Origin of the sequence: Actinoplanes subglobosus (assembly GCF_042650585.1) — a bacterium.
In the GTDB taxonomy this organism is placed as follows: Bacteria; Actinomycetota; Actinomycetes; order Mycobacteriales; family Micromonosporaceae; genus Actinoplanes; species Actinoplanes subglobosus.
Map to the genome: position 1 here is coordinate 225694 of NZ_JBHSBL010000017.1, position 25285 is coordinate 250978.

The window sequence follows — 25285 nt, forward strand, 5'->3', positions numbered from 1 at the left end:
CGAGGATGAGGGAAATCACCGGTCTCCCCGAGGCTAGCGCTGAGTGAGCGCCCGACCTCGGGGAGTGCGGAGTGATCTGCGACCTATTGCGCCGAAGCCGAAGATGGGGCGGAAGTGGACGCGAGCGGCCGGGACGGGGCCAGATCGACCGTCGACCGCAGCTTCGTCGGCTTCATCGCGACCGCCGCGATCACACCGACCACGGCGACCGCGGCCGAGATCAGGAAGATGTGCCCGGTGGCGTCGCCGTACGCGACCCGGACCACGTGCTGGATCTGCTCCGGCAGGCCGCTCAGGTTGAGGCTGCCGCCCCCGCTGGAGGCCGCGCTCGCCGGCACGCCCATCGCGGTGAGCTGCTCGGTCATCGAGTCGGCCACGTGCCGGGCGAGGACCGCGCCGAGCACCGAGACGCCGATCGTGCCGCCGAGCGACCGGAAGAAGGCGACGGTCGAGCTGGCCGCGCCGATGTCCTTGAGCGAGACGGTGTTCTGCACGGCGAGGACCAGGTTCTGCATCGACATGCCGACCCCGATGCCGACGACCGCCATCGCGGTGCCGATGTACCAGAGCGGGGTGTCGTGGTCCAGGAACGAGAGCGCGGCAAACCCGGCGACCAGGGTGATCGTGCCGGCCACCACGTACGGCTTGATCCGCCCACTCCTGGTGATGGCCCGCCCGGCGAGGGTCGAGGAGACGAGCACGCCACCCATCATCGGGATCATCAGCAGGCCGGCCTCGGTCGGGCTGTAGCCGCGGCCGATCTGGAAGTACTGCCCGAGGAAGACCGAGCCGCCGAACATCGCCATGCCGACCGCGAGGCTGCCGATGATCGCCAGCGTGGTGGTGCGCTCCCGGACGATGGGCAGCGGCACGACCGGCTCGGCGACCCGCGACTCGACCCAGACGGCCAGGGCTAGCAGCAGCACACCGCCACCGACCATGGCGCCGGTCTGCCAGGAGATCCAGGCGAAGGCGTCATCCACGAAGGACACCCAGATCAGGATGATGCTGACGCCGGCGGCGATCAGGGACGCACCCAGGTAGTCGATCTTCACGTTCTCCCGGCGCATGACCGGCAGGTGCAGGGTCTTCTGCAGGACGATCAGGGCGATCACGGCGAACGGCGCACCGATGAAGAAGCACCAGCGCCAGCCGAGCGCGTCGGTGTCGACGATCAGGCCGCCGAGCAGCGGGCCGCCGACCGTGGCCAGCGCCATCACGCCACCGAGATAGCCGTTGTAGCGGCCGCGCTCGCGAGGCGGGATCATCGCGGCGATGGCGACCTGCACCAGTGCCTGCACACCGCCCATGCCGAGGCCCTGGAAGGCGCGGGCGGCGATGAGCTGCTCGGTGTTCTGCGTGAAGCCGGCGATCAGCGAACCCAGGATGAAGATCACGATCGAGGCCTGGACCAGGACCTTCTTGCTGTAGAGGTCGGCCAGTTTGCCCCAGATCGGGGTGGATGCGGTGGCGGTCAGCAGGGTTGCGGTGACCACCCAGGTGTACTGCGTCTGGGTGCCCTCGAGGTCCCCGATGATCTTCGGAAGTGCGGTGGAGACGATGGTGGAGCTGGCCATCGCCACGAAGAGCACGAGCAGAAGGCCGGACAGTGCCTCCATGATCTCGCGGTGGCTCATCGGGCCCTGCTGCTCCACCCGATCGACTTTGGTAGCGCTCATCGTGAGGCCTCCAGGATCAGGTCGTTGGCGAATCGGTTGAGTGATGTGGTGAGCGTGGTGATCTCCTCGGGCGTCCAGTCCCGCAGCGCCGCGGTGATCTGCTGCTCGTAGCGGCCACGCACCTCGTCGAGGACGGTGTTGCCGCGGTCGGTGAGCCGTAACGTGCTGGCCCGGCCGTCGGCGGGGTCGGCGATCCGGATCACCAGGCCGTCGCGGACCAGGCCGGCGACCGCGCGGCTGACTGTCGACGGGTCGAGCGCGTGGTCGGCGGCCAGCTCCTTCATGTGGCAGTTGCCGGCCGGCTCGTGGCGGCGGATCGCGGCCAGCATGCCGAGCGGCGCGATCGTGGGCTGCTGCTGTTTGAGGAGGCGGACGGCCTTGAGGAGGTCATGGAACGCATCCATCAGCCCGCGCCGTTCATTCATGACCGCCTCCTCGGATTGCTTGCTGCATACAACTATCTGCCTAAAGTTGCCTGGTGTGCAAGTTTGCTCATTGGGAACTGAGTCACACGCCGGTACGCTCAGATCATGAGTGCGGCGACCGAGCAGGGCCTTCGCGAGCGCAAGAAGGAGGCCACCCGGCAGGCCCTCTACGAGGCGGCGTTGCGGCTGGCTCTGGAGCTGGGGCCGGACCGGATCACCGTGGACGCCATCGCCGACCGGGCCGGCGTCTCCCGGCGGACCTTCTCCAACTACTTCGCCAACAAGGAGGAGGCGCTCTTCCACGCCGACCGGCGCCGGATGCTCCTGCTCTCCGGCCTGGTCCAGGCCCGCCCGGCGGCCGAGCCGCCGTGGACCGCGCTGACCGCTGCCGCCGCCGAGTTCTATGCCGAGCTGGGTGACCTCGACCCGGAGTGGATCGCGCAGAGCCGAATGGTCCGGCAGCATCCGTCGCTCGCCGCAGCGCAGGTGCAGACCTTCGCCGCGCTGGAGCGCGAGCTGAGCGACCAGGTTGCGGTCCGATTCAAAGATCAAGACCCGTCGGGGGTACGGGCGAAGCTCGTCGCCGCGACATTCCTGGCCGTGCTGCGGGTCTCCCTGAACGTCTGGCTGGAGCATCCGGCTGAGCGGAAGTTCTGGGATGTCGCCCATGACGCCCTGGAGCTGGCAGGCCAGGGTTTCGCCGACCGGACATGACGGAAGCGCGGCCCCGGGGTGAGGTCACCCGGAGCCGCGCTCGATGAGACGTCAGCCCTTGAAGCCGGCCAGGATCCTGGTGAACTCGAAGGACGTCTGGCTCACGTTGGTGCATTGGAACAGCGCGCCGGAGCAGGCGTTCTTGTCGCGGTGCGCCTCCCACAGCGAGACGAAGCCGATGTGCTTGGCGTTGGCGTGGGCGACCAGGTCACGGGCGTCGGCCTGGGTGAAGACACCGTTGTCGTCGTTCACGCCGATCATCGGGGTGACGCCGACCATCCGGTAGGCGGCCGCGTCGCTGTTGCCGTAGATCGACTTGATCTGCGCCTGGGTCGAGTCGACGGCCTGGATGGCGAGGTTGCCGTAGTCCTGCCCGGCCCGGCCGTAGTCCATCGCCATGATGTTGACCAGGTCGAGGTCGACACCGGCATTCCTGGCCGACTTCACCACGTTGAGGCCGTCCGCGGTCAGACCCTCGGGCAGCACCGGCAGGGTCAGCGAGATCTTCAGGCCCGGGTTGGCCTTCTGCAGTGCGGCCAGAGCGGTCGAGCGGCGGGCCACCGAGGCGGGGTCGGCCACTGCCGCACCCTCGATGTCCAGGTCGATGTACTTCAGCTGGTACGCGTCGACGACAGCCTGGTACTCGGCCTGCAACGCGGACACGCTGGTGCACGCCTGGGCCAGCTCGACACCGGTCGCGCCGCCGAACGACACCTTCACGTCGCCGCCGGCCGAGCGGATCGCCCCGATCTGGTCGGCGAACTGCTTCTGCCGCGGGTCGAACGCCGCGAACCAGCTCGCCTTGCAACCGGCGCTGGTGACGAAGGCGAGGCTGAACGACTTCACGCCACCGCCGGACGCCAGCGACGACAGAGTGGTCGCGCCGTTGGAGAGCAGGCCCATGTCCACATAGGGCGCGACCAGCACGCCGCTGCCCGCCGGAGTGGTGGCGGTTGCGGTGGCGGTTGCCGTCTTCGTGGGTGTGGCCGTGGGGGTCCTGGTCGGGGTGGGCGTCGCGGTGGCCGTCTTCGTCGGGGTGGCGGTCGCGGTGGCCGTCGGCGGGGTGACCACGCCGCCGGAGCAGGACGCGCCGTTGATCGTGCAGCTCGTCGGATCGCCGCTGCCGGTCACGATGAAGCCGAACGACACCGTCGCCCCGGCCGGGATCGTGCCGTTCCAGCTGGCGTTGCTCGCCGTCTTCGAGGTGCCCGAGTTGGTGATGTTGGTGTCCCAGTAGCTGGTCACCTTGGCCGACGACGGCAGGCCGAAGACCAGCTTCCAGCCCTCGACGGCGGTCCCGCCGCCGTTGCGGATCGTGTACTGGGCCTGGTAGCCGGTGCCCCAGTCGCTGTCCTTGGCGAAGGACGCGGTGAGCGAGGCCGGGCTGGCGGGCGTGGTCGCGGCGACCGCAGCGCCGATGCCGCCGCCGACGGCCAGCACCGCGGCCGACGAGTAGACGACGAACCGCAGACGACTGCGTTGCATGGGGGACTCCGATCGATCGAGGACGGAGTCGATTCTTCGACCGCACGGCTTAAGAGCGCTCCGGTCGTACCCTTAAGGATCTTTAAATGCCGGCCGGAGGCGACGGCTGCCGGGAGAGCGGCAGCGGTCGGGAGGGGTGGGGTCAGCGGGCGCCGAGGCCGCTGATGACCAGGGTGAGGGCGCGGCGCCAGGCCTGCGGGTCGGCCGAGTGCTGGGCCACGCCGGCGTTCGCCATCATCAGCAGCGCGAAGTCGCGGCCGGTGAAATCGGAGCGCAACCGGCCGGCCCGCTGGGCCCGGGTCAGTACGTCGACGGCCCGCTGGTAGGCGGTGGACCGCAGCTCGGCCAGCCGCTCGTCGTCGTCGAAGGCCGAGGTGACCAGCAGCTCGGCCAGGCCGCGGTCGGTGGCCTGCAGCTCGCAGACCCGGGTCAGGTAGCCGACGAACGCGGCCCACGGATCCGGATGGTCGAGCGCCTGCTCGGCGAGCTGGACCGCGGAGGTCATATGACTGGCGAAGACCTCGGCGATCAGATGGCGCCGGCTGGGGAAGCGCCGGTAGAGGGTGGCGTTGCCGACGCCGGCCCGCCGGGCGATCTCGTCCAGCGAGGCATCGAGACCCTGCTCGGCGAAGACGTCCCGTGCCGCGGCGAGCAGGGCCGCGCGATTGCGCCGGGCGTCCGCGCGCAGCCGGGTGGCCATGCGCCACAGGATACGACGTTCCGACGGAAAGACAGAGATCCGATGTTACCGTCCGCATGATCAGCGTGAATGGTGCAGGAGGTGCGGGAATGCCACAGATAGAGACAGAGGTGCCGGCCGCGGACGGTTCGGCCGAGGCGTATTTCGTCACGCCGGAGAGGTCAGGGCCGTTCCCGGCGGTGCTGATGTTCATGGATGCGTTCGGGTTGCGGCCGCGGCTCATGGAGATGGCCACCCGGATCGCCCAGCAGGGGTACGCCGTCCTCGTGCCGAATCTCTTCTACCGCGACGCCGGCGGCCAACTGGCCACGCCGGACGAGCTGACCGACGGGGAGAAGCGGGCCGCCGCGTTCGGCCGGCTGATGCCGATGATCCGGAACCTCACGCGCGAGCGGATCAGCGCCGACACCGCTGCCTACCTGGACTTCCTCGCCGGGCGCGACGAGGTGGCGGACGGGCCGGCCGGAATCGTCGGTTACTGCATGGGCGGCCGGAACGCGCTGGTCGCGGCGTCGGAGCACCCCAACCGGTTCGCCGCTCTCGCCAGTTTCCACGCCGGCGGGGTGGTCACCGACGGGCCGGACAGCCCGCACCTGGGCGTGCCGAACGTGACCGCCGAGGTCTATTTCGGACACGCCGACAACGACGGCTCGATGACTCCGGAGCAGATCAAGGCTCTGGAGATCACCCTCGCGGAGGCCGGGGTCGAATACACCTCGGAGCTCTACGAGGGTGCCCCGCACGGTTTCACCATGAGCGACACGTCGATGTACGTCGAGGCGGCCGAACAGCGGCACTGGGAGGCCCTGCTGCCGCTCCTGGCGCGTGCTCTCAGCTGATGCAGAACTCGTTGCCCTCCGGGTCGGCCATCGTGAACCACGCGTGCGGTCCCTGACTGGCCTCCCAGAGGTAGGTGGCGCCGCGTGCGACGAGCTTGTCGCGCTCGGCGTCACGGTTCTCCGCGCCGACCCGGACGTCGACGTGCCAGCGGTTCTTCACCGTCTTGGCGGCCTCGTCGAACTGGAAGAGCAATCGCCGGCCGGTCTCCGGGTGCAGGATCGCGGCCCCGGTCCGCCACACGAGCCTGCCCTTGTGGTGGGTGGTCTCGTCGTCGGTGGCATACCCCTTGGCGATCATGTCCTTGATGAACGCCTCGTCCTGGGGCTCCACGTCCCACCCGAGCGTCTCGGCCCACCAGTCGGCGAGGGTGTGCGGTTCGGTGCAGTCCACGGTGACCTGGAAGTCGTAAGCCATGAACCGAACGCTACCGACGATTCAGGACAGCATCCGGCCTAATTGGCGTAGAGGCCCGGGAAGTACCGGTCGATCGCGGTCACGTCGTACACGTGCCGCACCTCATTGATCCTGTCATTCTCCACCCCGAGGAACTCGACCAGGCGGGCCGTGCCGAACGGCGCCACCAGGTCGTAGATCAGCGCCGCACCGTCCACCGCGTCGGTCCGCGTCACGACGGTGACGCTGTCCGCGAACGCGGCGATCCGGTGCAGCACCTGGAGCAGCTCCTCCTCGTCCACCGGTGCGTCGAGGTTCCACTCGGCCTCGACGTCCGGGGTGAGGAGCTTGCGAGCCCCGGTCAGGTCGTCGCTGGTCCACGACCTGACCCAGAAATCCACTACGTCCAAGATCCTCAGCCGTTCAGCATGGTTTCAGCGCTCACGAAGGTGTACCCGGCCTTGATGATGCCCGGAACCAGCTGCTTGAGGTAGTCGGTGCCGAGATAGCCGTGGTAGAAGAGGCTGGCCACGCCGTCCCGGATCACCAGGTTCCGCTCGGCGCTCGCGACCAGGTCGGCGGGCAGACGCGGCGGGTGGCCGTTGTAGGCGTCCGGCTCCACGTTGCCGATGTTCTCCGGCACCACGACCGAGCCGTACACGTCCCGGACGGTGTAGGGGAAGAACTGGCCGAACTGCCGGGGGTAGTCGTACTTCGCGCCGGTCAGCACGCCGGGGAAGTACAGGCCACGGTCGTACCGCTTGCCGAACAGCGTGTTCGCCGCCTGGTAGTCGGCCGGGCTGGCCGCGTAGTGCGGGAACTCGAAGATCTTCGGAGTGCCCAGGCCGGTGGCCGCGAAGACCGCGCCGGAGGCGACCATCCGCGCGGTGGCCCAGGCGACCGAGTCCTCCTTGACCGGGCCGTCGTAGATCACCCGGTCGTTGGCGTCGACGTGCGCCATGAAGAACTCGAAGTCGTTGGCGCTGACCCCGTCGTACGGGTTGGCCACCGAGCCGTACTGGTGGGTGTAGCCGTGCATCAGCAGCGTGCCGCCCTTGGCCTGCATGTACTTCAGGGCGGCCACCACCAGCGGCTTCTTCGCCAGCGTGTAGTCCTCGGCCTTGCCGTCGTTGAGGGCGCCCTTCGGGTCCCGGTACCGCGGGTAGACGGCGACGCTGAACGGCACCTTCTGCGACGACAGGTAGTCGGCGATCGCCTTCAGCTCGTCCGGGTCCGAGTCCGGTCCGATGTCCTCGATCCGGATCAGGGCACGGTGCCGCTCGGCGGTCTTCGGGGCGAGGGCGTCGAAGAGCAGATCCGCGAAGATCAGGTAGCGGTCGTCGTGGGTGACGTACGAGAACGGGATCTCACCGACGTAGGTGAGGTTGCCCGACCGCACCGCCCAGGGCAGCGTGGTCCCGTCGGCCCGCTTCGCGGCGGCCAGCGTGGTCACCTTGGCGGCGTCGGTGACCGACAGGTTCATCAGGCCCGACTTGTTGTCCGCGCCACGGGTCAGCGTGCGGTCCTTGTAGGTCACCTCGGCCACGTCGGCGAAGTCGTAAAGGCCGCTGGTGAAACCGAACTTCGCGGCGAAACCGTCCAGCTTGGTCAGCTGCCAGACGTTGTCGCGGACCCAGATCACCGGCTTCGTCGTGGCGGCCACATCGGTCAGGAACGCGGCCGGCAGCGGCTCGTCGTAGGTCGAGCCCAGGTAGATCAGCGCCGTGTGGTTGTTCAGGTCTCCGGACTTGTACGCCGTCACGGGCGCGGCCGTCCACGAGCCGAAGTGTGAGCTCAGGTTCGCGACCTGGGTGGCGTAGACCTCGCCCAGCCAGCCGTAGTCGCCCGTGGTGTCGTACAGGACGAGGGTCTTGGCGGTGCCCCCACCGGGAGCCGCCTTGCCGGTCTTGACCGCCGCGGTGGTGGCGGTCGCGGTGGCGGCGTCCGCCTCCATGGTGCTGAGGCCGACCGCGGCGACCGCGGCGGCGGCCGCACCGGCGACGAGAACGTTACGGCGGGAGACGATGGTGTTCAGCATCAGGCGACAGCTCCGGTCGTGAGGGCGGTCCGGGAGACGGGCATGGCCTCGGGGAATCCGGCGAGGCCGAGAAGGGCGGCGGTGGCCTGGGCAGTGCGCTGCGCGGCGAGACCATCGCCGTACGGGTTACCGCCGGCCGTCATCGAGTCACGGCGCACCCGGCTGTCCAGCAGCAGCGACGCCTCCGACACGATCAGCTCGGGGTCCGAGCCGACCAGCTTGGCGCAGCCCGCGTGCAGCGACTCGACCCGCTCGGTCACGTCCCGCAGCACCAGCGCCGGAACACCGAACGACGGGGCCTCCTCCTGGATGCCGCCCGAGTCGGTGAGCACCAGGTAGGCCTCGGAGAGCAGGCGGGCCAGATCCGGGTAGGGCAGCGGGTCCGTGACGGTCACCCGCTCGACGCCCCGCAGCGCGGCGTCCACCTGCTCGCGGACCGCCGGGTTGGGGTGGCTCGGCAGGATCACGTCGATGTCGTCGTAGCGGGCGATCAGCTCCTTGACCGCCGACAGGATCCGGTCCAGCGGCTCGCCCCACGACTCGCGGCGGTGCGCGGTCACCAGGACCAGGCGGTTCGTACTGCCGGCCCGGGCCGCGGCGACGTCGGCGTTCTCGAACGGCAGCTTGCGGGCGGCCACCGCGAGGGTCGCGTCGACCACCGTGTTGCCGGTGATCAGCACGTCGGTGACCGGGATCTTCTCGTCCAACAGGTTCATCGCGGCCAGCGGCGTCGGCGCCAGGTGCAGGGCGGCGACCTGGGCGACCAGGCGGCGGTTGCCCTCCTCCGGGAACGGCGACTCCAGATCGCCGGAGCGCAGGCCGGCCTCCAGGTGGACGACCGGGATGCGCCGCCAGAACGCGGCCAGGGCACCGGCCAGGCTGGTCGTGGTGTCGCCCTGCACGATCACGGCGGCGGGGGTGCGTACCGACCAGAGTTCGTCCAGCTCGCGGATCATCGCGGTGAGCAGCTCGGCCTGGCTGCCGGTCTCCCGCTCGACCTGGAGGGTGATGTCCGGCTCCAGGTCGAAGGCGGCGAGAGCCTGGGTGACCATCGTGGGGTGCTGACCGCTGGCCAGCAGGATCGGGGTGAGCAGGCCGGCCTCACGCATGGCGATCGCGACGGGGGCGAGCTTGACGGCTTCGGGGCGGGTGCCGCCGACGAGGTGGACTTCACGAGACACGGGGGGAGCCTTTTCTCGAGTTTGCTGAAGGGTGGGTCAGGCGGGGAGAGCCAGGGGTTCTTCGGCGAGGCGTTCGGTCTTGGCCCAGGCCTGCCGGCCGCTGGCCTGCCGGCCCAGAGCGCGATAGGTGGCGGCGAGACCGAGGACCAGGAAGGCGGGGTACGCGAGAGCGGCGGTCAGCATCCGGGGCATGCCCTCGTCGCCGTGCTTGCGTCTGTGGACCAGCGCCCAGAGCAGACCGGGGAAGGTGGTGACCCCGAGCCAGACACCCAGGCTCTCGGCCAGCGCGGCCCAGGTCGGGATGAAGACGATCGGGTGACCGACGAGCAGGCCGCCCAGTCCGGCGATCCCGGTGCCGATGAGCAGTACCGTGACGATCGCGTTGGCCCACGGCGAGAGCAGGTAGTGCAGCATCTCGGCCAGGGCGATCCGGGCCACCCGCGGCGACTCGAAGAGCCGGCCGAGGTAGCGGGCGCACTGCATGTTGCCCTGCGCCCAGCGGGTCCGCTGCCGGGTCAGGCGGCGCACGTCGACGACCGCCTGCTGGGTCACCGAGGCACGGGAGGTGTAACGGATCCCGACGCCGTTGAGGTGCATCCGCAGGCCCAGTTCCATGTCCTCGACGAGGCAGCTGGACCAGGGGGCGGCACCGAGGGTCTGCAGGGTGGACAAGCGGCTGAACTGGCCGTTGCCGCCGAGACCGACGGTGTCCAGGGCGTCACGCATGTTCTGGCAGGCGTCGACGATCGCGCCGAACTCCAGGTCCTGAACGGCGCCGAGGAGACGGTTGCGGTTGCGGATGCGGACCTGCACCTGCGCCGCGCCGACCCTCTCGTCACGCATCAGCCGGGAGACCTCGACCAGGATGTTCTCGCTGCCCTGGCCGTCGCCGTCGATGATGCCGACGACCACCTTCTCGGGGGCCATGCCGGCCTGGGCGGTGAGCATCGAGATGTGCCGGTAGGCGGCGTTCAGTGCCTCGCCCTTGCCCTGCCGGGCCTCCGGCAGGTCGCGCCGCATGATGTGCAGCCGCGGGTGGTCGATCGCGGCCAGTACCTCGGGGGTGCGGTCGTCCGAGCCGTCGTCGACGACCAGGACCCGGGACAGGGTTCCGGCCGGGCCGCGCAGATTGAGGGCCGCGCCGACCGTGTTGGCGACGACCGCCTCCTCGTTCAGGGCCGGGACGATGATCCAGAAGTGTTCGGGACGACCGTTGCCGCCGGCAACCGAGCGGTTGACGACCTTGGCGCGGTGCGTGCCGTGGTAGCGGAGTGCGAACCAGACCAGGACCACCGTGGTGATCGGCCAGGCCAGCAGGACCGCGTAGCCGGCGACGGCGAACTGCCAGCTGTCCGACGCGGTCATCGGAACCTCCCCCGTTGTCGTTACTGTCCGTGCATTTGCCCTGGACGTAATAGGACATTAGGGAACTACCGAGCGTCACTCAAGAGCGATCATCGGAACGACGGAGGAGACCGGCTAAAAGGGCGAACCCAGACATCTCAGACTGCGCTCAGCAGGCGAAACCGGGCGCGTTCAGCGCCATTTCCGGCATATGGGGCCAGCTTCGGCACGGAGTCGCTCAATTGCGGAGAGTAATCAGGGGGCCCGCGTCGAAATGACTACGCTGAGTGAGCGAAATGCTACTGCGGGCCGTCGAGCAGGGTGGGATCGCTGCGCAGCATCGCCGCCAGGCGGCGGGCCGCCATCTCCGTCTCCTCCGGGCGCTCCACCTGCAACGGGATGGGCTCGGGAAGGGGCTCCGGGAAACCGGGCTGCTGCTGCGGCTCGGCGTGCTGGGCGGGGTACGCGTTGGCGTACGGATGCGGCTCGGTGTACTGCTGCTCGCTGTAGTGCGGCTCGTTGTACTGCGGTTCCTTGTACTGCGGCTCCGCGTACTGCGCCTGCGCGGCCGCATACGGGTGCGGCGGGACCTGCGGCGGAGGAGTCGCCGCGAACGGGTGCGGCGTGATGTTGCCCTGATCGGCGTAACCGGCCTGCTCGTAACCGTAGGCCTGCTCGTGCCGGTTGGTGACGAACGGCTGCTCGGCGGTCGTCGGCTCGACGTAGTCGAAGTCGGTCGTGGGCCCGAACCGGTCCTGGTCGTCGCGGCTCGCCCGGGGCGGCGCGGTCGCCGGTGCCGGCGGCGGGGGTGGTGGCTCCTCGGCCGGCTCCTCGACGTCGATCTCGAAGTCGGCGTGCCTCGGCCCGGCCTCGGTGGCCCGGGTCGCGACCGCATTGTCGGCGGTCACCTGGACCACGCCGTCGGCCATCGCGAAATGAAGCAGCACCGGATCGCCGGCGCCCTCGACGCCGACCGTGACCGTCATCTGGGGATTGCGGGACACGACGCCCGCGATCGCCTCGACCAGCTCGGTCACCGCCGGCGGAGTGCCGCCGCTCTCTCCGGCGGCGCGGCGCCTCAACTCGTCCCGGCGGGCGAGCTTGTCGAGCGCGTCGTCCAGTCCGCCTCGCACGTCACGTCCTCTTTCCTACGCGGTCGCCCGGTACCCCAACTGTGCCCCTCCGCGGGCCGGTTTGGGAACCGCCCTGCTCCGGGTTCCGTGGGAAACCGTTACCGGGCGACCCGGACCACACCCTACGACTTCATCCGAATGGCCTTGTCGAGAGCCTGGTCCAGTACCACGAGCAGAGCGTCCCGCACGGAAGCACGGAATCGTGCATCGAAGGATATGACCGGCACGTCTTCACGCACCGCGAGGGCCCACCGGACCTCTTCGACGCTGTAGCTCATCTGCCCGTTGAAGGTGTTGATGCCGACCACGAACGGCAGGCCGGCCCGCTCGAAGTAGTCGACCGCCGGGTAGCAGTCGTCTATTCGGTTGGTGTCGACCACGACCAGCGCACCCAGCGCGCCCTTGACCAGGTCGTCCCACATGAAGGCGAAACGCGTCTGGCCCGGGGTGCCGAAGATGTACAGCTTGAGGGTCTGGTCGATGGTGAGGACGCCGAAGTCCATCGCGACCGTGGTACCGGTCTTCATCGTGGCCTGGCCGGGATTGTCGATGCCGACGGACTCCGACGTCATCTCGGCCTCGGTGGTCAGAGGTGAGATCTCGGAGATGGCACCCACGGTGGTCGTCTTGCCGACCCCGAAGCCGCCGGCCACGATGATCTTTACCGGGACCGGCGCCTTCTTCGGCGCCGGGGCCCCCGGTATACGCGCGGTACCGACGACTCGGTTAGCTGATGGATCGAAGTCCACGGATCACTCGCATGATGGTGTCGGGGTCAGGTGTGTCGTTGTCCAGCACATGGACGTCGAGCTGGCCGGCGGCGCGGAGGTCACCGACCAGGATGCGTGCGACGCCCAGGTGCAGGCGCAAGCGTGCGGAGATCTCAGCCACCGAGATCGGGCTCTCCTCGCAGAGAGACACGATCGCCCTGGTTTCCGGAGAGAGCCGGGACGGCGGTGCACCGGGCACCAGCGTCACCTGAGTCTCCATACCGATGTCGGGGTCGCCTCCATCGGTCCGCCCGGACGTGATGACGAACGGGCGCAGCTTGTTGGTCGATGCCTCGACCGGCGCTTGCTCCCCGGTAGGGGTGTAGCCGCCGGTCGAGTGCTGAGGACCGGATTGCAGGAAGGGCCGGACTCCGGTTCGCGCCGGAGGTACCGGTTCGTCGGGGTCCGGGTAGGTCACTGCTGGACTGCGTTCTTAAGCTCGGCGATGAGGCGCGGGCTCAGGGCGCCGCCGGCACGGGTCGCGAAGAGCGTCATCTCGTACGCCAGCGTGCCCAGGTTGGCCGAGCGGTCCGCGATGACCCCGAGGACCGAGCCGGCGCTGATCGCGGTGACCAGCAGGTAGCCGTCCGCCATGTCGATGATGACACGGTTCAGGGCGCCGAGGCGGTACCAGCTCGCGGCACCACCGGCGAGGCTGGTCAGTCCGGAGACCACGGCCGCGAGGCGCTCGGCGTTGGGCCGGTCCTTGATCGCCGACATGGCCATCAGCAGACCGTCCGAGGAGACGGCGATGGCTTCGATCACACCCGCGGTGCCGGAGGTGAACGAGTCAAGCAGCCAGTTGAAGGTTTTGGCTTCAGCGCTGAGCTGGCTTTGCGCGGGGGAGTATGGGGAAGTCATCGCGGTTGTCCCTCGTGTTGTGGCTGAGTTTCATTCAGTGCGAGTGCGACTCCGTACTCGAACTGATCCATGAGAGCCCGCGCGGCCTCGGGGTCGAGCGTGCTCGGGGCCGGCGGAGTGATCGGTTGATGCATCTCGTCGCGCGGGAGGGTCGCCCCCGGCACTCGACGGGTCAGCGGCGAGCCACCGTTCGAGGACGGGGGCGCGGGCGGAGCGGGCGGTGCGACGGGTGCGGGCGTCTCCCACTGGGGGGCGGGAGGCGGCGACACCGGGGCGGGTGAGTCCCAGGTGGGGGCCGAGAAGTCCGGAACCGGGATCGACACGCTCGTGTCGTGGGCGCGGATGACACCGGCCTCGAAGGCGTCGAACGCGGCCCGGGCGGCCAGGGCGTCGTCCTGCGACTTCGGAGCGGCCAGCTGGTGCGGCGCGCTCTCGGCCGGGAGCTGGCTGCCGGGGACCCGGCGGCGCAGCGGAGCACCGTTGCCGTTCCCGTTGCGCTGCGGTTCCGGCGCTGCCGGGGCAGGCGGGGCGACCGGGATCTCCGGGGCGGCCGGAGCCGGGACGTTCCAGCTCGGCTGAACCGCGACCTCGGCGCTCCAGCTGGGCTGGGCCGGGGGCAGTTCGGGCAGCGCGGCCGGGACGCGACCGGCGACCGGGGTGCCCATGTCGTACGACTGGACCGGCTCCGGGTAGCTACCGGCCGACGGGTATGCCGGCTCCTGGTAGGCCGGGCCCGGCGAGTACACCGGCTCGGCGTCGTAGACGGGCTGGCCCGCGTAGGGGTCGGCAGCCGCCGGAGCGCCGCCCAGAGCCGGCATCGCCGGTCCGAACGCGTTCCAGGAGGCGCCGGCCTCGACGACCTGGGTGGCCCGGCTGAGCTTCGCCGGGTCGAACGGCTGCTGGCTGCCCGGGACCGACCGGACCGCTGAGCTGGCGATCGCGACCTCGGTGGTGTTGCCGCGCAGCGCACCCGAGTAGGCGGGCGCCATCGGCATCTCGGCCGACTGGATCTGCGGCGGCACCGGAGCGGCCGGGAAGGCGGCGACCGGAACCGTGACCGGGTAGGCCGCCGGGGCCATCGGAGAGAGGTTCTCCACCCGGGCGATCAGGTGCGACGGGCTCAGGTCGATCCAGGCGGTCAGACCACCGTCGGGGGTGTCGGTCAGGGTCACCTCGATGCCGTGCCGGCGGGCGAGCCGGCCGACCACGAAGAGACCCAGAACCTCGGTGGGCGCCAGGTCGAGGCGCTCACGGCGGGTCAGTCGCGCATTTTCCTCGGCCAGACGCTCGGGCGCGAGGCCCAGCCCGTGGTCGATGATCGCGAGGCGGGCACCGCCGCGGAGCTCGTCCGCGCTGACCGTGACGTTGGTGTGCGGCGGGGAGAACGTGGTGGCGTTCTCCAGCAGCTCGGCCAGGAGCAGCGTCAGGTCGGCCAGGACGGCCGGGACCACGACGATGTCCTCGGGGATGTCCACCTCGACACGGGTGTAGTCCTCGATCTCACCGAGGGCGAGACGGACGACGTCGGAGAGACCCAGCGGCGCCATGTGCTCGTTCGCGCCGGCGCCACCGGAGAGCACGACCAGCGCGGACGCGTTCCGGCGCAGACGGCTGGACATGTGGTCCAGACGGTAGAGCTCGCGCAGGCGGTCGCTGTCGGTCTCCTTGCGCTCCAGCGTGTCGATCAGGGACAGCTGACGACCGACCAGGTTCTGCGTACGCCGGCCGACGTGCCCGAACATCTGGGCGACGTTACGGCGGCCGAGCACCTGACGTTCCACCAGCCGGGCGGCGGTGGTCTGCACGCGGTCGAACGCCCGGGCCAGGTCACCGATCTCGTCCTGGGCCTCGACGTCGACCGGGTCCAGCCGGATCGGGCGGACCTGGGCCTCGGCCTCGTCGTCGGCCACACGCTCGAGCTCGGCCTCGGCGGCGCGGGCGATGCGGTCGGCCGAGACGGTCAGACGCCGCAGCGGCCGGGCGACCGCGCGGGCCATGAAGATCGACAGCGTGATCACGATGACCAGCAGCAGCAGCGCGCCGCCACCGATGAGCGCCGACTGCTGGATGGCGCTCGACCGGTTGTTGGCCACGGTCAAGCCCACGTCCTGGGCCACGCGCTTCTCGACGAAGCTACCGAGGATGGTCACCGACTGGAGCGACGGGAACAGCAGCTTGATCTTCAGGTCTTTCAGCGCCAGCGTCGGGTTGGTCTCCAGCGCGTCGGTGAACTTGGGGCCCACGCGCGCGGTGAATGCCTGCTGGGTGCTCAGGTAGAGCTTGTACTGCGTGTCGGTGAAGTACACCTTCGACGACGTGATGATCGACTGGATCTGCGCGAAGGTCGAGGTGAACTGGCTCAGCAGCAGCGCCGCGTCCTGCGGGTTGCGGCCGGAGACCACCGCGGCGGCCAGCCAGCACGACGCCTGGCTGATCAGGTCGTCGGAGCGCATGGCGCGGTCCAGGGCGTAGACCTGCTGGCCGACACCGGTCGACAGGTCGGCGCTGGTGGCCAGGCCGAGGCCCTCGATCAGCGGGTTGATCGCGCTGGTGAAGTCGGTGATGACCGTCGGCGGCTTGATCGACCGGTTCAGCACGTTCTGCCGGGTGCTGTTGAGCTTGGCGGCGCCGGCGATGGCCCGCCGCAGCGCGATCGGGGCGTCCTCGTCCTCGGCGAGGTGGGCGACCGAGTCGGCCGCCTCGGCACTCTGCACCACCAGGGCCGGCCGCTCGACCAGGCCGAGGAGGTAACCGACGGAGAGGAGCCGCTCCTCCTGGAGCTCGATCAGGGCCGCGCTGACCGCGGTGGCCCGCTGAACGGTGTCCGAGGTCTCCTGGGCCACCTGGGCCGCGTCGATGCGCTCGTAGATGACCGGGATGGCCAGACCGACGACGCCGAGCAGCGGCACCAGGATGAGCAGGGCGAGCTTGCCCAGGATGCGGAACTTACCGAAGAGCACCGGAACGCTCCCGACCGGCACCGTTGCCGTAGTTGGGCATGTCGCCGTAGCCGGGTGACGGCTCGTACGGGTTGCCGCCGTAGGTGCCGGGCGCCGGCGTGCCGTTCGAGCCGTCGCTGTGCACCGAGACGTCCCGGCTGGAGTCGCCACCGGCGGCACGGCTGCCGCGGACGGAGCGGCCACGGGTCCAGAACGCGGCGACGATCAGCAGCACGATCGAGACGACGAGCATCACCCAGGCCTCGGCCCGGCCGTAGTTCAGGTCGTCCTCGCGCTCCTCGAGCAGCGTCGACATCTCCTTGAGCAGGACCGTGGCCAGCGCCTTGAGGGCGTTGGTCAGGGTGCTCTGCGCGGTCACCAGGATGGAGACGTCGGGGGTGCTGCCGAGGTTGGCGCCACGGTTGGCGGCCTCGACACCACGGCGGAACGCGTCCAGGTTGTTGACCGTGTTGCTGGCGAGGGTCGAGCTCTGGGTGTCCTCGGCGGCGGCCTGGAGGTTGTCGGTCAGCTCCGCGACGGTCTCCTCGACGGCCATGATCTCGGCGCCGAACTGGACCTCGAGGGCGGCACGCTGCTGGTTCTTGGCGGCGGCGAGCATGTTCGCCAGGTCGCCCATCCGGCTGACGTGGGTGACGGCCTCCGGCATGTCGACCGTGACGGTCTCCTGGAGGTACCAGATGTCGCTCTGCTGGTCCTGGTTGAGCTTCGAGTTCTCGCGGACCTCGTTGTAGAGCTCCAGCGCGAGGTCGCCGACCTCGACGTGGGCCTCGTAGACCTCCTCGGCGGTGCCGGACACACCGGGCAGGCGGCCGATCTTCTCCTTCAGCCCGGACCAGCGGCTGGTGGTGTCGAGGTCGCCACCGAGGTTCTCGTCGACTCCCTGCACGCGCGCGACGGCGGCGGTCAGCGAGGCCGGCTCCTGCGTGACGCCCTGGAGCGCCGACGACTGGGACTCGGCCAGCGCGCTGATCAGCGGGGCCAGCTCAGCGAGGTACTCGATGCCCTTCTGCTTGAGGGCCGTGTCATCCCGCTGAGTGGTGTTCTCATTCAGGACGCGCAGAAACAGGACTGCGGTCGGCAGCACGACGAGAACCGTCAGCACCACCGCGAGGGAGGAGCGTAAACGGGATCGCCGGCTGTTCACCGAGACTGACATTGCTTTAGTCCTCCGCCATGCACACGCGATGGGCCAGTGGGGGGCTACGGACAGTAGCCATGCGGGCGCACCGATCCGGGTCAATCTATCCGAGAAATCCTCAGAAAACCCCTTTCCAAGGGTCAGAGTTCGCTCGGCTGATCGGGGGATACGCGGCACTCGAAACTTCGCTGTACGAACGCCTTCGCTGCGGGCCGACCAGGGAAGGCCCTGTCCACGCGGCTTTCGGGAACTAGGTGATGAGCGCCGCGGGAGATCGTATCCGCCGCCCCGGTGGGACGTGAATATGAGTTCTACTTCGGATTTGTTACGTCTCGGCGACTATGGATTTACGCACCGTGGCCACAAGGTCGCTCTATGCATCAAATCTACAGAGGGTAAACGGCCGAACACAAGAAAGCGGGTCTCTCCGTCCCGATTTCGGTACGGAGAGACCCGAATGACTCAAATCCTGGCCAGTGCCTTACGAAGCGGGTCGAGGCCGAGCGAGCCGAGGTTCAGGGCGTCGCGGTGGAAGGCCTTGAGGTCGAAATCACTTCCTTTGCGGGCCTTTGCATCCTCGCGGGCCTGGAGCCAGATGCGCTCACCGATCTTGTATGACGGCGCCTGACCGGGCCACCCCAGGTAGCGCTTCCACTCGAACCGGAGGACGTCCTCCTGCATCCGGGTGTGCGCCCGCAGGAACTCCCAGCCGAGTTCCGGTGTCCACCGCTCACCCGGGTGGAAACCGAACGGATTGTCACGAGGGATCTCCAGCTCCAGGTGCATGCCGATGTCGACGATCACCCGAGCCGCCCGCAACGCCTGGCCGTCGAGCATGCCCAGCCGGTCACCGGGATCACCCAGGTAGCCGAGCTCGTCCATCAGGCGTTCGGCGTACAGCGCCCAGCCCTCGCCGTGCCCGGAGGACCAGCAGAGCAGCCGCTGCCACCGGTTCAGCGTGTCCGCCCGGAGCAGAGCCTGGCTGACCTGGAGGTGATGGCCCGGCACCCCCTCGTGGTAGACCGTGGTGACCTCGCGCCACGTCGAGAAGTTCTGCTGACCCTCCGGCACCGCCCACCACATCCGGCCGGGACGGGAGAAGTCCTCACTCGGGCCGGTGTAGTAGATGCCGCCGTCGCTGGTCGGGGTGAGGCAGCACTCCAGCTTCTGCGCCGGGGCCTCGATGTCGAAGTGCGTGCCGTTCAGCTCGGTGATCGCCCGGTCGGAGAGGGCCTGCATCCAGTCGCGGAACGCCTCCTTGCCGGCGATCGTGCGGGCCGGGTCGGCGTCCAGCGCGGCCACCGCCTCGTCGATCGAGGCGCCGGAACCGGCGATCCGGGCCGACACGGCACGCATCTCCCGCTCCAGCCGGTCCAGCTCTGCGAAGCCCCAGAGGTAAGTCTCCTGCAGGTCCACCTTGGCGCCGAGGAAGTACTGGGAGGCCAGAGCGTACCGCTCCAGCCCGGCGGCCTCCTTGTCCCGGCCCTTCGGCGCCAGCTCCTCGCGCAGGAACACGCCGAAAGCGGCGGTCGCGGCGGTGGCCGCCTCGGCCCCGCGCCGCAGCTCGGCCCCGAGAGCACCGGAGGCAGCGAGCCGGCCGGCGAGCCCGTTGAAGAAGTCGTCGCGGGCCGGGTCGGTCCACGCCTCACACTGCTCGGCCACCGCCAGCAACTGCTGACGGGCGCTGACCCGGCCGTCGGCGGCGCCCTCCAGCAGGGTCCGCCGGTACTGGTCGAGAGCGTGCGGGAACGCCTTCAGCCGGGTGGTGATGTTGGCGATCGCCTCCTCACCCTCGGACGGCATCACGTCGAACACCATGCGCAGCTCGTGCAGGCCGCTGGTGATGACGCTGACGTCGGTGCTGACGTAGCCCGCGTCGTACCGCGCCAGCTGGAGCCCCAGGCGCTCCATCATGGCGTCCTTGGCGACCTGCTCGGACTCGTGCTCGGGCTCGGTGACGTCGAGCTCGTTGACGGTCCGGCGGATCAGCTCGGCCTGTGCCTCGAAGCCCTCCGGCGAGAGGTCGTCGGTCTTGTCGTCATAGCCGGTTATGCCGGCTCCGGTGGCGCCCGTCGGATTGAGGGCGGCCCACTCGTCGACGTAACGGTTCGCGAGTTCGTCAATTCGTCCCACGAGCGCTGACCCTACGGGACGTCAGGCGTGTGACGCGGTCCACCGGGTGAGACGTTCGGCGGTCCATGTGTTCACGATCCGGTCGGCCGGTACACCGCACAGCGCGGCCCGCTCACACCCGAAGTCCAGCCAGTCCAACTGGCCCGGCGCGTGCGCGTCGGTGTCGACGGTGAACAGGCAGCCGGCCTCCCGCGCGACGGTCAGCATCCGTTTCGGCGGGTCGAGCCGGTCCGGCCGCGAGTTGATCTCGATGGCCTTGCCGTGCTCCAGGACCGCGCCGATCACCCGCTCCAGATCGAAGTCGCTGGGCGGCCGGGTCCGCGCCTTGCGGTGTGCGGCGTCGCCCTCGCCGGCCGCCGCCACCTTCCGGCCGGTCATGTGCCCGAGCACGTCCAGATGCGGGTTGGCGATCGCGGTCACCATCCGCCGGGTCATCCGCGCCGCGTCGTCACGCAGCTTGCTGTGCACCGAGCCGACCACCAGATCCAGCCGGGCCAGCAACTCGTCCTCCTGGTCCAGGCCACCGTCCTCCAGGATGTCCACCTCGATGCCGGTGAGGATGCGGAACCCCTCGGGCAGTGCCGCGTTCAGCCGGTCCACGTGGTCCAGCTGCTTGCGCAACCGGTCGGCGGTCAGCCCGCGGGCCACGGTGAGGCGCGGCGAGTGGTCGGTGAGCACGAAGTACTCGTGGCCGAGGTCGGCCGCGGCCAGCGCCATCTCCTCGATCGGCGAACCGCCGTCGGACCAGTCGGAGTGCACGTGACAGTCCCCGCGCAGCGCCGACCGCAGCTCGGCGGCCGCGGCCGGCAGGTCGGTCCCCTCGGTGGCGGCGATCCGCCGCAGATAGACCGGCTCCTCGCCGGCCAGCGACTCGGTCACGCAGCGGGCCGTGACATCACCGACGCCGGCCAGTTTCGCCAGCGTGCCCGCCTCGGCCCGGGCGACCAGCTCGTCGTGCGGCGTCTTCGCGACCACCGCGGCCGCCGACCGGAACGCCCGCACCCGGTAGGTCGCCTCGTTGGCCCGCTCCAGCAGGAACGCGATGCGCCGCAGGTCGGCGACCGGGTCACGGGGGGAAGCCATGACGTCAGCCTAGGGGTCAGCGGCCGAAGGCGTACGCATCCTTGCGGGCCGAGGCGAACTTGCGGGCCGCGTCGCCCCGGTACTGCCACGGCCACTCGGTGACGTGGTCGCCGATCACGTCGAAGACCCGGGCGGCGTGCCCGTACTCCCCGCTCAGGTGCAGCGCCATCGCGAACGTGTTGGCCCGCGACGGCCAGCCGGGGATCCGCTGGAACCCCGGGTGCAGCACCGAGTGGTACGCCCCCGCGATCAGCTCGTGCCGCACCTGCGGGTTGCGCATGTGCTCCTGGTCCTGCCCCGACGGCAGGCTCAGCCAGTACTCGATGTGGGCGGCGGCCAGGACGTTGTGCACCAGGCTGCCGGGAACGGCCCTGGTGGCGGCCGAGCGGGCGAAGTGGAACATCTCGGCGTGGCTGCCCGACCACTTCGCGCAGAGGAACTGCAGCCGCTCCTCGTGCGCCATCACGTGAGCCGGCGCGTACTTCATCACCGCGTCGAAGCGGGCGGCGGCCTCGTCCGTGCCGACCTGGCTGCCCCGGGCCGACAGCGTGAGCCAGGCCCACGCCGTGGTGTCCTCGGGAGTCCGCTCGACGACCTCCTTCAGGGAGCTCTCGGCCAGCCGGAGCCGCTCGAAGAAACCCTCGAACTGCTGGTGCGAGGTGTATTTGGCGTACGCCGCACCGCGTGCCTCCCAGGCCCAGGAGACCGCATGGCAGCCGCGGATCAGCAGCGGCAGCGTCGCGTCGGGCTCGTCGGCGATCCACCCGCCGATCCAGTCCTGCACGCCGGAGACGTCCGAGGCCAGCGACATCAGATAGGCGCGGGCGTCCGGGTCGTACACGTCGGAGAAGACCGCCCGCACGGTGTCGCGGTCCCGCACGGTCAACGCCGTGACGAGTGCACGCGCCCGCGGGTCGCCGTGCGTCGGATCGATGGCCGGTCCCCGGCTGAAAAGCCCCATGTCGCATTCCTCCCCGTGATGGTCGCTGATCTTATGGTCTTGCCTGCTACATATCGAGGTCGGTACCTTCCAGATCAACGAACGGGCGGAACAGGTTTGCGGACCATCGATTGGGTCAACGGGGCCGTCGAGATCATCGATCAGACGGCCCTGCCGGGCGAGGAACGGGTGCTGCGGCTGCACACCGTCGGGGAGCTGATCGCGGCGATCCAGTCGCTGGCGGTGCGCGGCGCGCCGGCACTGGGTGTGGCCGGGGCGTTCGGGGTGGCGCTGGCGGCCCGGATCCATGTCGACGATCCGGTGGCGCTGGCGGTGGCCGTACAACGCGTCGAGACCGCACGCCCGACGGCGGTGAACCTGGCTCGCGGCGCGCAACGGGCCGCGGCGCTGATCCCGCACGGGCCGGAGGCCGTCCTCGCCGAGGCCTGCGCCGTGCGGGACGAGGAGATCGCCGCGTCGGCGGCGATGGCGCGGCTCGGCGCCGACCTGGTCGTCGAGCTGTGCGGGGCCCGGCCGCGCCTGCTCACCCACTGCAACACCGGGGCGCTGGCCGCGGTTACCGTCGGCACCGCCCTCGGTGTGGTCGGCGAGTTGCACCAGCGCGGCCGGCTGGCCGGGGTGATCGCCAGCGAGACCCGGCCGCTGCTGCAGGGCGCCCGGCTCACCTCGTGGGAGCTGACCCGCTGGGGCATCGAGCACCGGGTCGCCGTCGACTCGGCCGGGCCGTTCCTGATGGCCCGCGGCGAGGTCGACGCGGTGATCCTCGGCGCCGACCGGATCTGCGCCAACGGCGATGTGATCAACAAGATCGGGACGTATTCGCACGCGCTCGGCGCGCGGCGGGCCGGCATCCCGTTCCTGGTGGTGGCGCCGGAGTCCACAGTCGATCACGCGACGCCGTCCGGTGCGCAGGTGGAGATCGAGGACCGCGGTTCGGCCGAGGTCACCGCCTGGAGCGAGGCGGTGAACCCGGCCTTCGACATCACCCCGTTCGACCTGGTCACCGCGATCGTCACGGACCGCCGGGTGATCCGGGTGGACCGGGGCGAGAAGCCCTAGACCGCGGGCTTCCAGGGCTTCATCCAAGGGCTCTCCGGCCAGCCTTCGGCGGCGGCCATCAGCGGGTACGCGGTGGCGCCGTCGACGGTCTCCCGGATGACGTCGGCGTGCCCCGTGTGCCGCGCGGTCTCCTGGATCAGGTGCAGGAGCACCCAGCGCAGCGACCAGAAGTCGTACTCCTTGGGGTTCCACGGCACCGAGTGGTCGATCGGCACCCGGTGGTCGAGGTCGGCGATGTCCCGGACCGTCTTCTCGGTCGCCTCGGCCACCCGGTCGTACATCGCGAAGATCTCCTCGATGGTCTCGTCGTCGGCCATCGAGAAGTTGCGCTCGTAGGCGCCGTAGTCGATCGGCTGCTGCTCGCCGCGCACCGTCGTCATCCAGCCCTCCTCGGTGGTCGCGACGTGCTTGATCAGGCCGGCGACGCTGAGGGCGCTGGCACTCGGCGTGGCCCGCAACTGCTCGGGGGTGAGCCCGTACGCGGTCAGCTTGATCACGTAACGCATCTGGGCGAGGTAGGCGAGCAGACCGTCCTGCTCGTCGGTGACGGGGCGGACCTGACCGGGCATCGGAGACTCCCTGCGGCTGGTGTCGTGAACACCCCTAACGCTAGAGAAGAAAGCGGTCAGGTCCTGGCCGCTTTCCGACAACCTCGGTGCCATTCACGGAAGTCACCCATCCGCCTGAGCGGCCCAGCGCCAGCAGAGCCTGGATGTCCGCCGTTAGCGTGTCCGTCCGGCCCTCCGCCGACGGCCACGCGCGCCGCGCCTCGGAGGCCCGCCGCAGGTGGAAGGTCAAGGCCTCGATCGGATCGGGCAGGGTCAGATCGGCCGCCAGCTGTTCCAACTCGCCGATGAGCAGGTGCAACTCCCGATGGACCGAGCTCCAGTTGCCGCCGCACATCGCCGCGATCAACTCCGGTCGGGTGGCGGCCACCCGGGTGCCGTCCCGGAACGACCCGGCCGCCAGAGTCCCGGCCAGCGGATTCGACAGCAGCTGATCGGCCAGGACGGCTGCGAACAGATGTGGCACATGACTGATCTGCGCCACCGTGGTGTCGTGTTCGGCCGCCGTCACCGGCACCACCCGCGCGCCCATCGCGGTGAACAATCCGGCCAGCAGCAGCCAGTCGTCCAGATCCGTCCCGTGCGGCTCCAGGCACAACACCCAGGCACAACCCTCGAACAACCCGGCCTCGGACGCCGCGAAACCGGACGTCTCCTTCCCCGCCATCGGATGCCCGCCGACGAACCGCCGACCCTCCAACAGGTCCCTGACGGGACCCTTCACCGACGTCACATCGGTGATCAGACCGCCATATCCGTCCAGGTCGGCGACGACTTCCGGCAAAATCGGCAGGGGTACGGCCAGAACTGCCACATCACTCTCGAAGGCAGCCTCGCGAACCGAACCGGCGACCTGGAACCCGCTCTCCCGGGCCAGCTCCCGCGTGGCCGGGTCGGCGTCGAAACCCACCACGTCGTGCCCGGCCCCGCCGAGCGCCCGCAGCAACGATCCGCCGATCAGCCCCAGGCCGATGACCGCAATACGCACGCCAGAGACTCTAGGCCTTGCAGTCGTGGTCCTTCTCCCAGGTGGCGACCGTGGCGACCGGGCTCTTCTGCCCACCCTTACGCCACGAGGCCAGGTAGGTGTAGGGCCAGACGACGCCGCGCCGCACCTTCCAGTCGCCCGTCTTCGCACACGCCGGCGAGATGCCGTAGTGCAGGTGGCAGACACCACTGGAGTTGCCGGTCTTGCCGGTCAGGCCGAGCAACTGCCCCGCCTTGACCCGAACCCCGGCCTTGATGCCGGACTGGACCTTGCTCAGGTGCGACCCGTAGTAGCGCACCCCGTCGTCACCCTCGATCGACACCGACAGCCCGCCGTTGTACGGCCCGTCCGGGTTGCCCTCCACGTAGCGGTCGGTGAGGCTGATCTCCAGAACCGTGCCGCTCGTGGTGGCCACGAAATCCTCGCCACAGTTCACGAAGATGTCGGTCGCCGGGTATTTCGAGTGCGTGTTGCTCCAGTCCACGTTCGACGCGTCGACCGGGAACACGTACTTCACCGAGGCCGTCGTGGCGGTCTCGGACGCGCTCGGCTTCGGTTTCGCCTTGGCCGGCGCGCTGACGCTCGGGCTCGCCGGCACGGAGGCTTGCGGCACGGCGCTCGCCGCAGCCGACTCGGCGCTCGACGCCTGCGCGGCCGGATCCACGAACTGCGGGGTCGCGGCCGGCGAGGACACCCCACCGGCGCCGCCGCAGCCGGCGAGGCAGACGGCCGCGATCGTCAGACCGGAGAGGGTACGGAGTGAACGCACCGCGCCATCCTGGCAGAAGACCGCAGATCGTGCCGACCCGACGATGGCTAGGCTGGCATCAGGTG

24 protein-coding genes are annotated in these 25285 nt (G+C 69.7%); 3 read left to right on the plus strand and 21 right to left on the minus strand.

Going from position 1 to position 25285, the window contains the following annotated elements:
- Nucleotides 1–83 precede the first annotated feature (83 nt).
- Nucleotides 84–1679, minus strand: coding sequence for an MDR family MFS transporter (locus ACFO0C_RS18955; protein WP_378067983.1), 1596 nt, complete (start codon nucleotides 1677–1679; stop codon nucleotides 84–86).
- On the minus strand, nucleotides 1676–2104 hold the full coding sequence (locus ACFO0C_RS18960) for a MarR family winged helix-turn-helix transcriptional regulator (RefSeq protein WP_378067984.1): 429 nt from the start codon (nucleotides 2102–2104) through the stop codon (nucleotides 1676–1678). The genes ACFO0C_RS18955 and ACFO0C_RS18960 overlap by 4 nt, the downstream gene beginning before the upstream one ends.
- Nucleotides 2105–2209: 105 nt before the next feature.
- Between ACFO0C_RS18960 and ACFO0C_RS18965 the strand changes: the two genes are divergently transcribed.
- Entirely contained in the window at nucleotides 2210–2818 is a 609-nt protein-coding gene (locus tag ACFO0C_RS18965) for a TetR/AcrR family transcriptional regulator (RefSeq protein WP_378067985.1), read from the plus strand.
- Nucleotides 2819–2869: 51 nt separating this feature from the next.
- On the opposite strand, the gene ACFO0C_RS18970 is transcribed toward ACFO0C_RS18965, so the two are convergent.
- The gene (locus tag ACFO0C_RS18970) at nucleotides 2870–4303 is read right to left on the minus strand and encodes a cellulose binding domain-containing protein (protein ID WP_378067986.1); all 1434 of its coding nucleotides are present in this window, start codon (nucleotides 4301–4303) and stop codon (nucleotides 2870–2872) included.
- 142 nt (nucleotides 4304–4445) lie between these two features.
- A complete protein-coding gene (locus ACFO0C_RS18975) occupies nucleotides 4446–5003 on the minus strand; it encodes a TetR/AcrR family transcriptional regulator (protein ID WP_378067987.1) in 558 nt (185 codons plus the stop codon).
- Nucleotides 5004–5092: 89 nt separating this feature from the next.
- On the opposite strand from ACFO0C_RS18975, the gene ACFO0C_RS18980 reads away from it, so the two are divergent.
- Nucleotides 5093–5842, plus strand: a complete 750-nt coding sequence (locus ACFO0C_RS18980) for a dienelactone hydrolase family protein (RefSeq protein ID WP_378067988.1) — start codon at nucleotides 5093–5095, stop codon at nucleotides 5840–5842.
- Here ACFO0C_RS18980 and ACFO0C_RS18985 read toward each other — a convergent pair.
- The 14 genes from ACFO0C_RS18985 to ACFO0C_RS19050 all read right to left on the minus strand — a co-directional run bounded on the left by ACFO0C_RS18985 (nucleotide 5835) and on the right by ACFO0C_RS19050 (nucleotide 21838).
- Entirely contained in the window at nucleotides 5835–6257 is a 423-nt protein-coding gene (locus ACFO0C_RS18985) for a VOC family protein (protein ID WP_378067989.1), read from the minus strand. The genes ACFO0C_RS18980 and ACFO0C_RS18985 overlap by 8 nt on opposite strands.
- A gap of 38 nt (nucleotides 6258–6295) precedes the next feature.
- Entirely contained in the window at nucleotides 6296–6637 is a 342-nt protein-coding gene (locus ACFO0C_RS18990; protein ID WP_378067990.1) for a hypothetical protein, read from the minus strand.
- Between the two features lie 14 nt (nucleotides 6638–6651).
- Nucleotides 6652–8274, minus strand: coding sequence for a DUF2334 domain-containing protein (locus ACFO0C_RS18995; protein WP_378067991.1), 1623 nt, complete (start codon nucleotides 8272–8274; stop codon nucleotides 6652–6654).
- The gene (gene wecB / locus ACFO0C_RS19000) at nucleotides 8274–9455 is read right to left on the minus strand and encodes a non-hydrolyzing UDP-N-acetylglucosamine 2-epimerase (protein ID WP_378067992.1); all 1182 of its coding nucleotides are present in this window, start codon (nucleotides 9453–9455) and stop codon (nucleotides 8274–8276) included. Before wecB ends, ACFO0C_RS18995 begins: the two co-directional genes overlap by 1 nt.
- A gap of 36 nt (nucleotides 9456–9491) precedes the next feature.
- Complete coding sequence (locus ACFO0C_RS19005) at nucleotides 9492–10820, minus strand: glycosyltransferase (protein WP_378067993.1); 1329 nt, start codon at nucleotides 10818–10820, stop codon at nucleotides 9492–9494.
- 278 nt (nucleotides 10821–11098) lie between these two features.
- On the minus strand, nucleotides 11099–11932 hold the full coding sequence (locus ACFO0C_RS19010; RefSeq protein ID WP_378067994.1) for a hypothetical protein: 834 nt from the start codon (nucleotides 11930–11932) through the stop codon (nucleotides 11099–11101).
- A 122-nt stretch (nucleotides 11933–12054) separates the two neighbouring features.
- The gene (locus ACFO0C_RS19015) at nucleotides 12055–12681 is read right to left on the minus strand and encodes a GTP-binding protein (protein ID WP_093622394.1); all 627 of its coding nucleotides are present in this window, start codon (nucleotides 12679–12681) and stop codon (nucleotides 12055–12057) included.
- On the minus strand, nucleotides 12659–13120 hold the full coding sequence (locus ACFO0C_RS19020) for a DUF742 domain-containing protein (protein WP_378067995.1): 462 nt from the start codon (nucleotides 13118–13120) through the stop codon (nucleotides 12659–12661). Before ACFO0C_RS19020 ends, ACFO0C_RS19015 begins: the two co-directional genes overlap by 23 nt.
- Nucleotides 13117–13563, minus strand: coding sequence for a roadblock/LC7 domain-containing protein (locus ACFO0C_RS19025; protein WP_093622396.1), 447 nt, complete (start codon nucleotides 13561–13563; stop codon nucleotides 13117–13119). The genes ACFO0C_RS19020 and ACFO0C_RS19025 overlap by 4 nt, the downstream gene beginning before the upstream one ends.
- A complete protein-coding gene (locus ACFO0C_RS19030; RefSeq protein WP_378067996.1) occupies nucleotides 13560–16523 on the minus strand; it encodes a sensor histidine kinase in 2964 nt (987 codons plus the stop codon). The genes ACFO0C_RS19025 and ACFO0C_RS19030 overlap by 4 nt, the downstream gene beginning before the upstream one ends.
- The gene (locus ACFO0C_RS19035; RefSeq protein ID WP_378067997.1) at nucleotides 16510–17625 is read right to left on the minus strand and encodes a hypothetical protein; all 1116 of its coding nucleotides are present in this window, start codon (nucleotides 17623–17625) and stop codon (nucleotides 16510–16512) included. The genes ACFO0C_RS19030 and ACFO0C_RS19035 overlap by 14 nt, the downstream gene beginning before the upstream one ends.
- A gap of 498 nt (nucleotides 17626–18123) precedes the next feature.
- A complete protein-coding gene (locus ACFO0C_RS19040; RefSeq protein WP_378067998.1) occupies nucleotides 18124–19794 on the minus strand; it encodes a DUF885 domain-containing protein in 1671 nt (556 codons plus the stop codon).
- A 21-nt stretch (nucleotides 19795–19815) separates the two neighbouring features.
- On the minus strand, nucleotides 19816–20877 hold the full coding sequence (locus tag ACFO0C_RS19045) for a PHP domain-containing protein (RefSeq protein WP_378067999.1): 1062 nt from the start codon (nucleotides 20875–20877) through the stop codon (nucleotides 19816–19818).
- A gap of 16 nt (nucleotides 20878–20893) precedes the next feature.
- Nucleotides 20894–21838 (minus strand): DUF4034 domain-containing protein, encoded by a 945-nt coding sequence (locus tag ACFO0C_RS19050; protein WP_378068000.1) that lies wholly within the window; start codon nucleotides 21836–21838, stop codon nucleotides 20894–20896.
- A gap of 96 nt (nucleotides 21839–21934) precedes the next feature.
- Between ACFO0C_RS19050 and mtnA the strand changes: the two genes are divergently transcribed.
- On the plus strand, nucleotides 21935–22897 hold the full coding sequence (gene mtnA / locus ACFO0C_RS19055; protein WP_378068001.1) for an S-methyl-5-thioribose-1-phosphate isomerase: 963 nt from the start codon (nucleotides 21935–21937) through the stop codon (nucleotides 22895–22897).
- On the opposite strand, the gene ACFO0C_RS19060 is transcribed toward mtnA, so the two are convergent.
- From ACFO0C_RS19060 to ACFO0C_RS19070, 3 genes are read right to left on the minus strand one after another with little or no spacing between them, the layout of a single operon-like run.
- Nucleotides 22894–23466: a DinB family protein gene (locus tag ACFO0C_RS19060; RefSeq protein WP_378068002.1), complete on the minus strand. Its 573-nt coding sequence runs from the start codon at nucleotides 23464–23466 to the stop codon at nucleotides 22894–22896. The two genes, mtnA and ACFO0C_RS19060, sit on opposite strands and share 4 nt — an antisense overlap.
- A gap of 40 nt (nucleotides 23467–23506) precedes the next feature.
- On the minus strand, nucleotides 23507–24451 hold the full coding sequence (locus ACFO0C_RS19065) for a prephenate dehydrogenase (protein ID WP_378068003.1): 945 nt from the start codon (nucleotides 24449–24451) through the stop codon (nucleotides 23507–23509).
- Between the two features lie 10 nt (nucleotides 24452–24461).
- Nucleotides 24462–25220 carry a M23 family metallopeptidase gene (locus ACFO0C_RS19070; protein WP_378068004.1) on the minus strand — a complete coding sequence of 253 codons (759 nt, stop codon included), beginning with the start codon at nucleotides 25218–25220 and terminating at the stop codon, nucleotides 24462–24464.
- Nucleotides 25221–25285 lie beyond the last annotated feature (65 nt).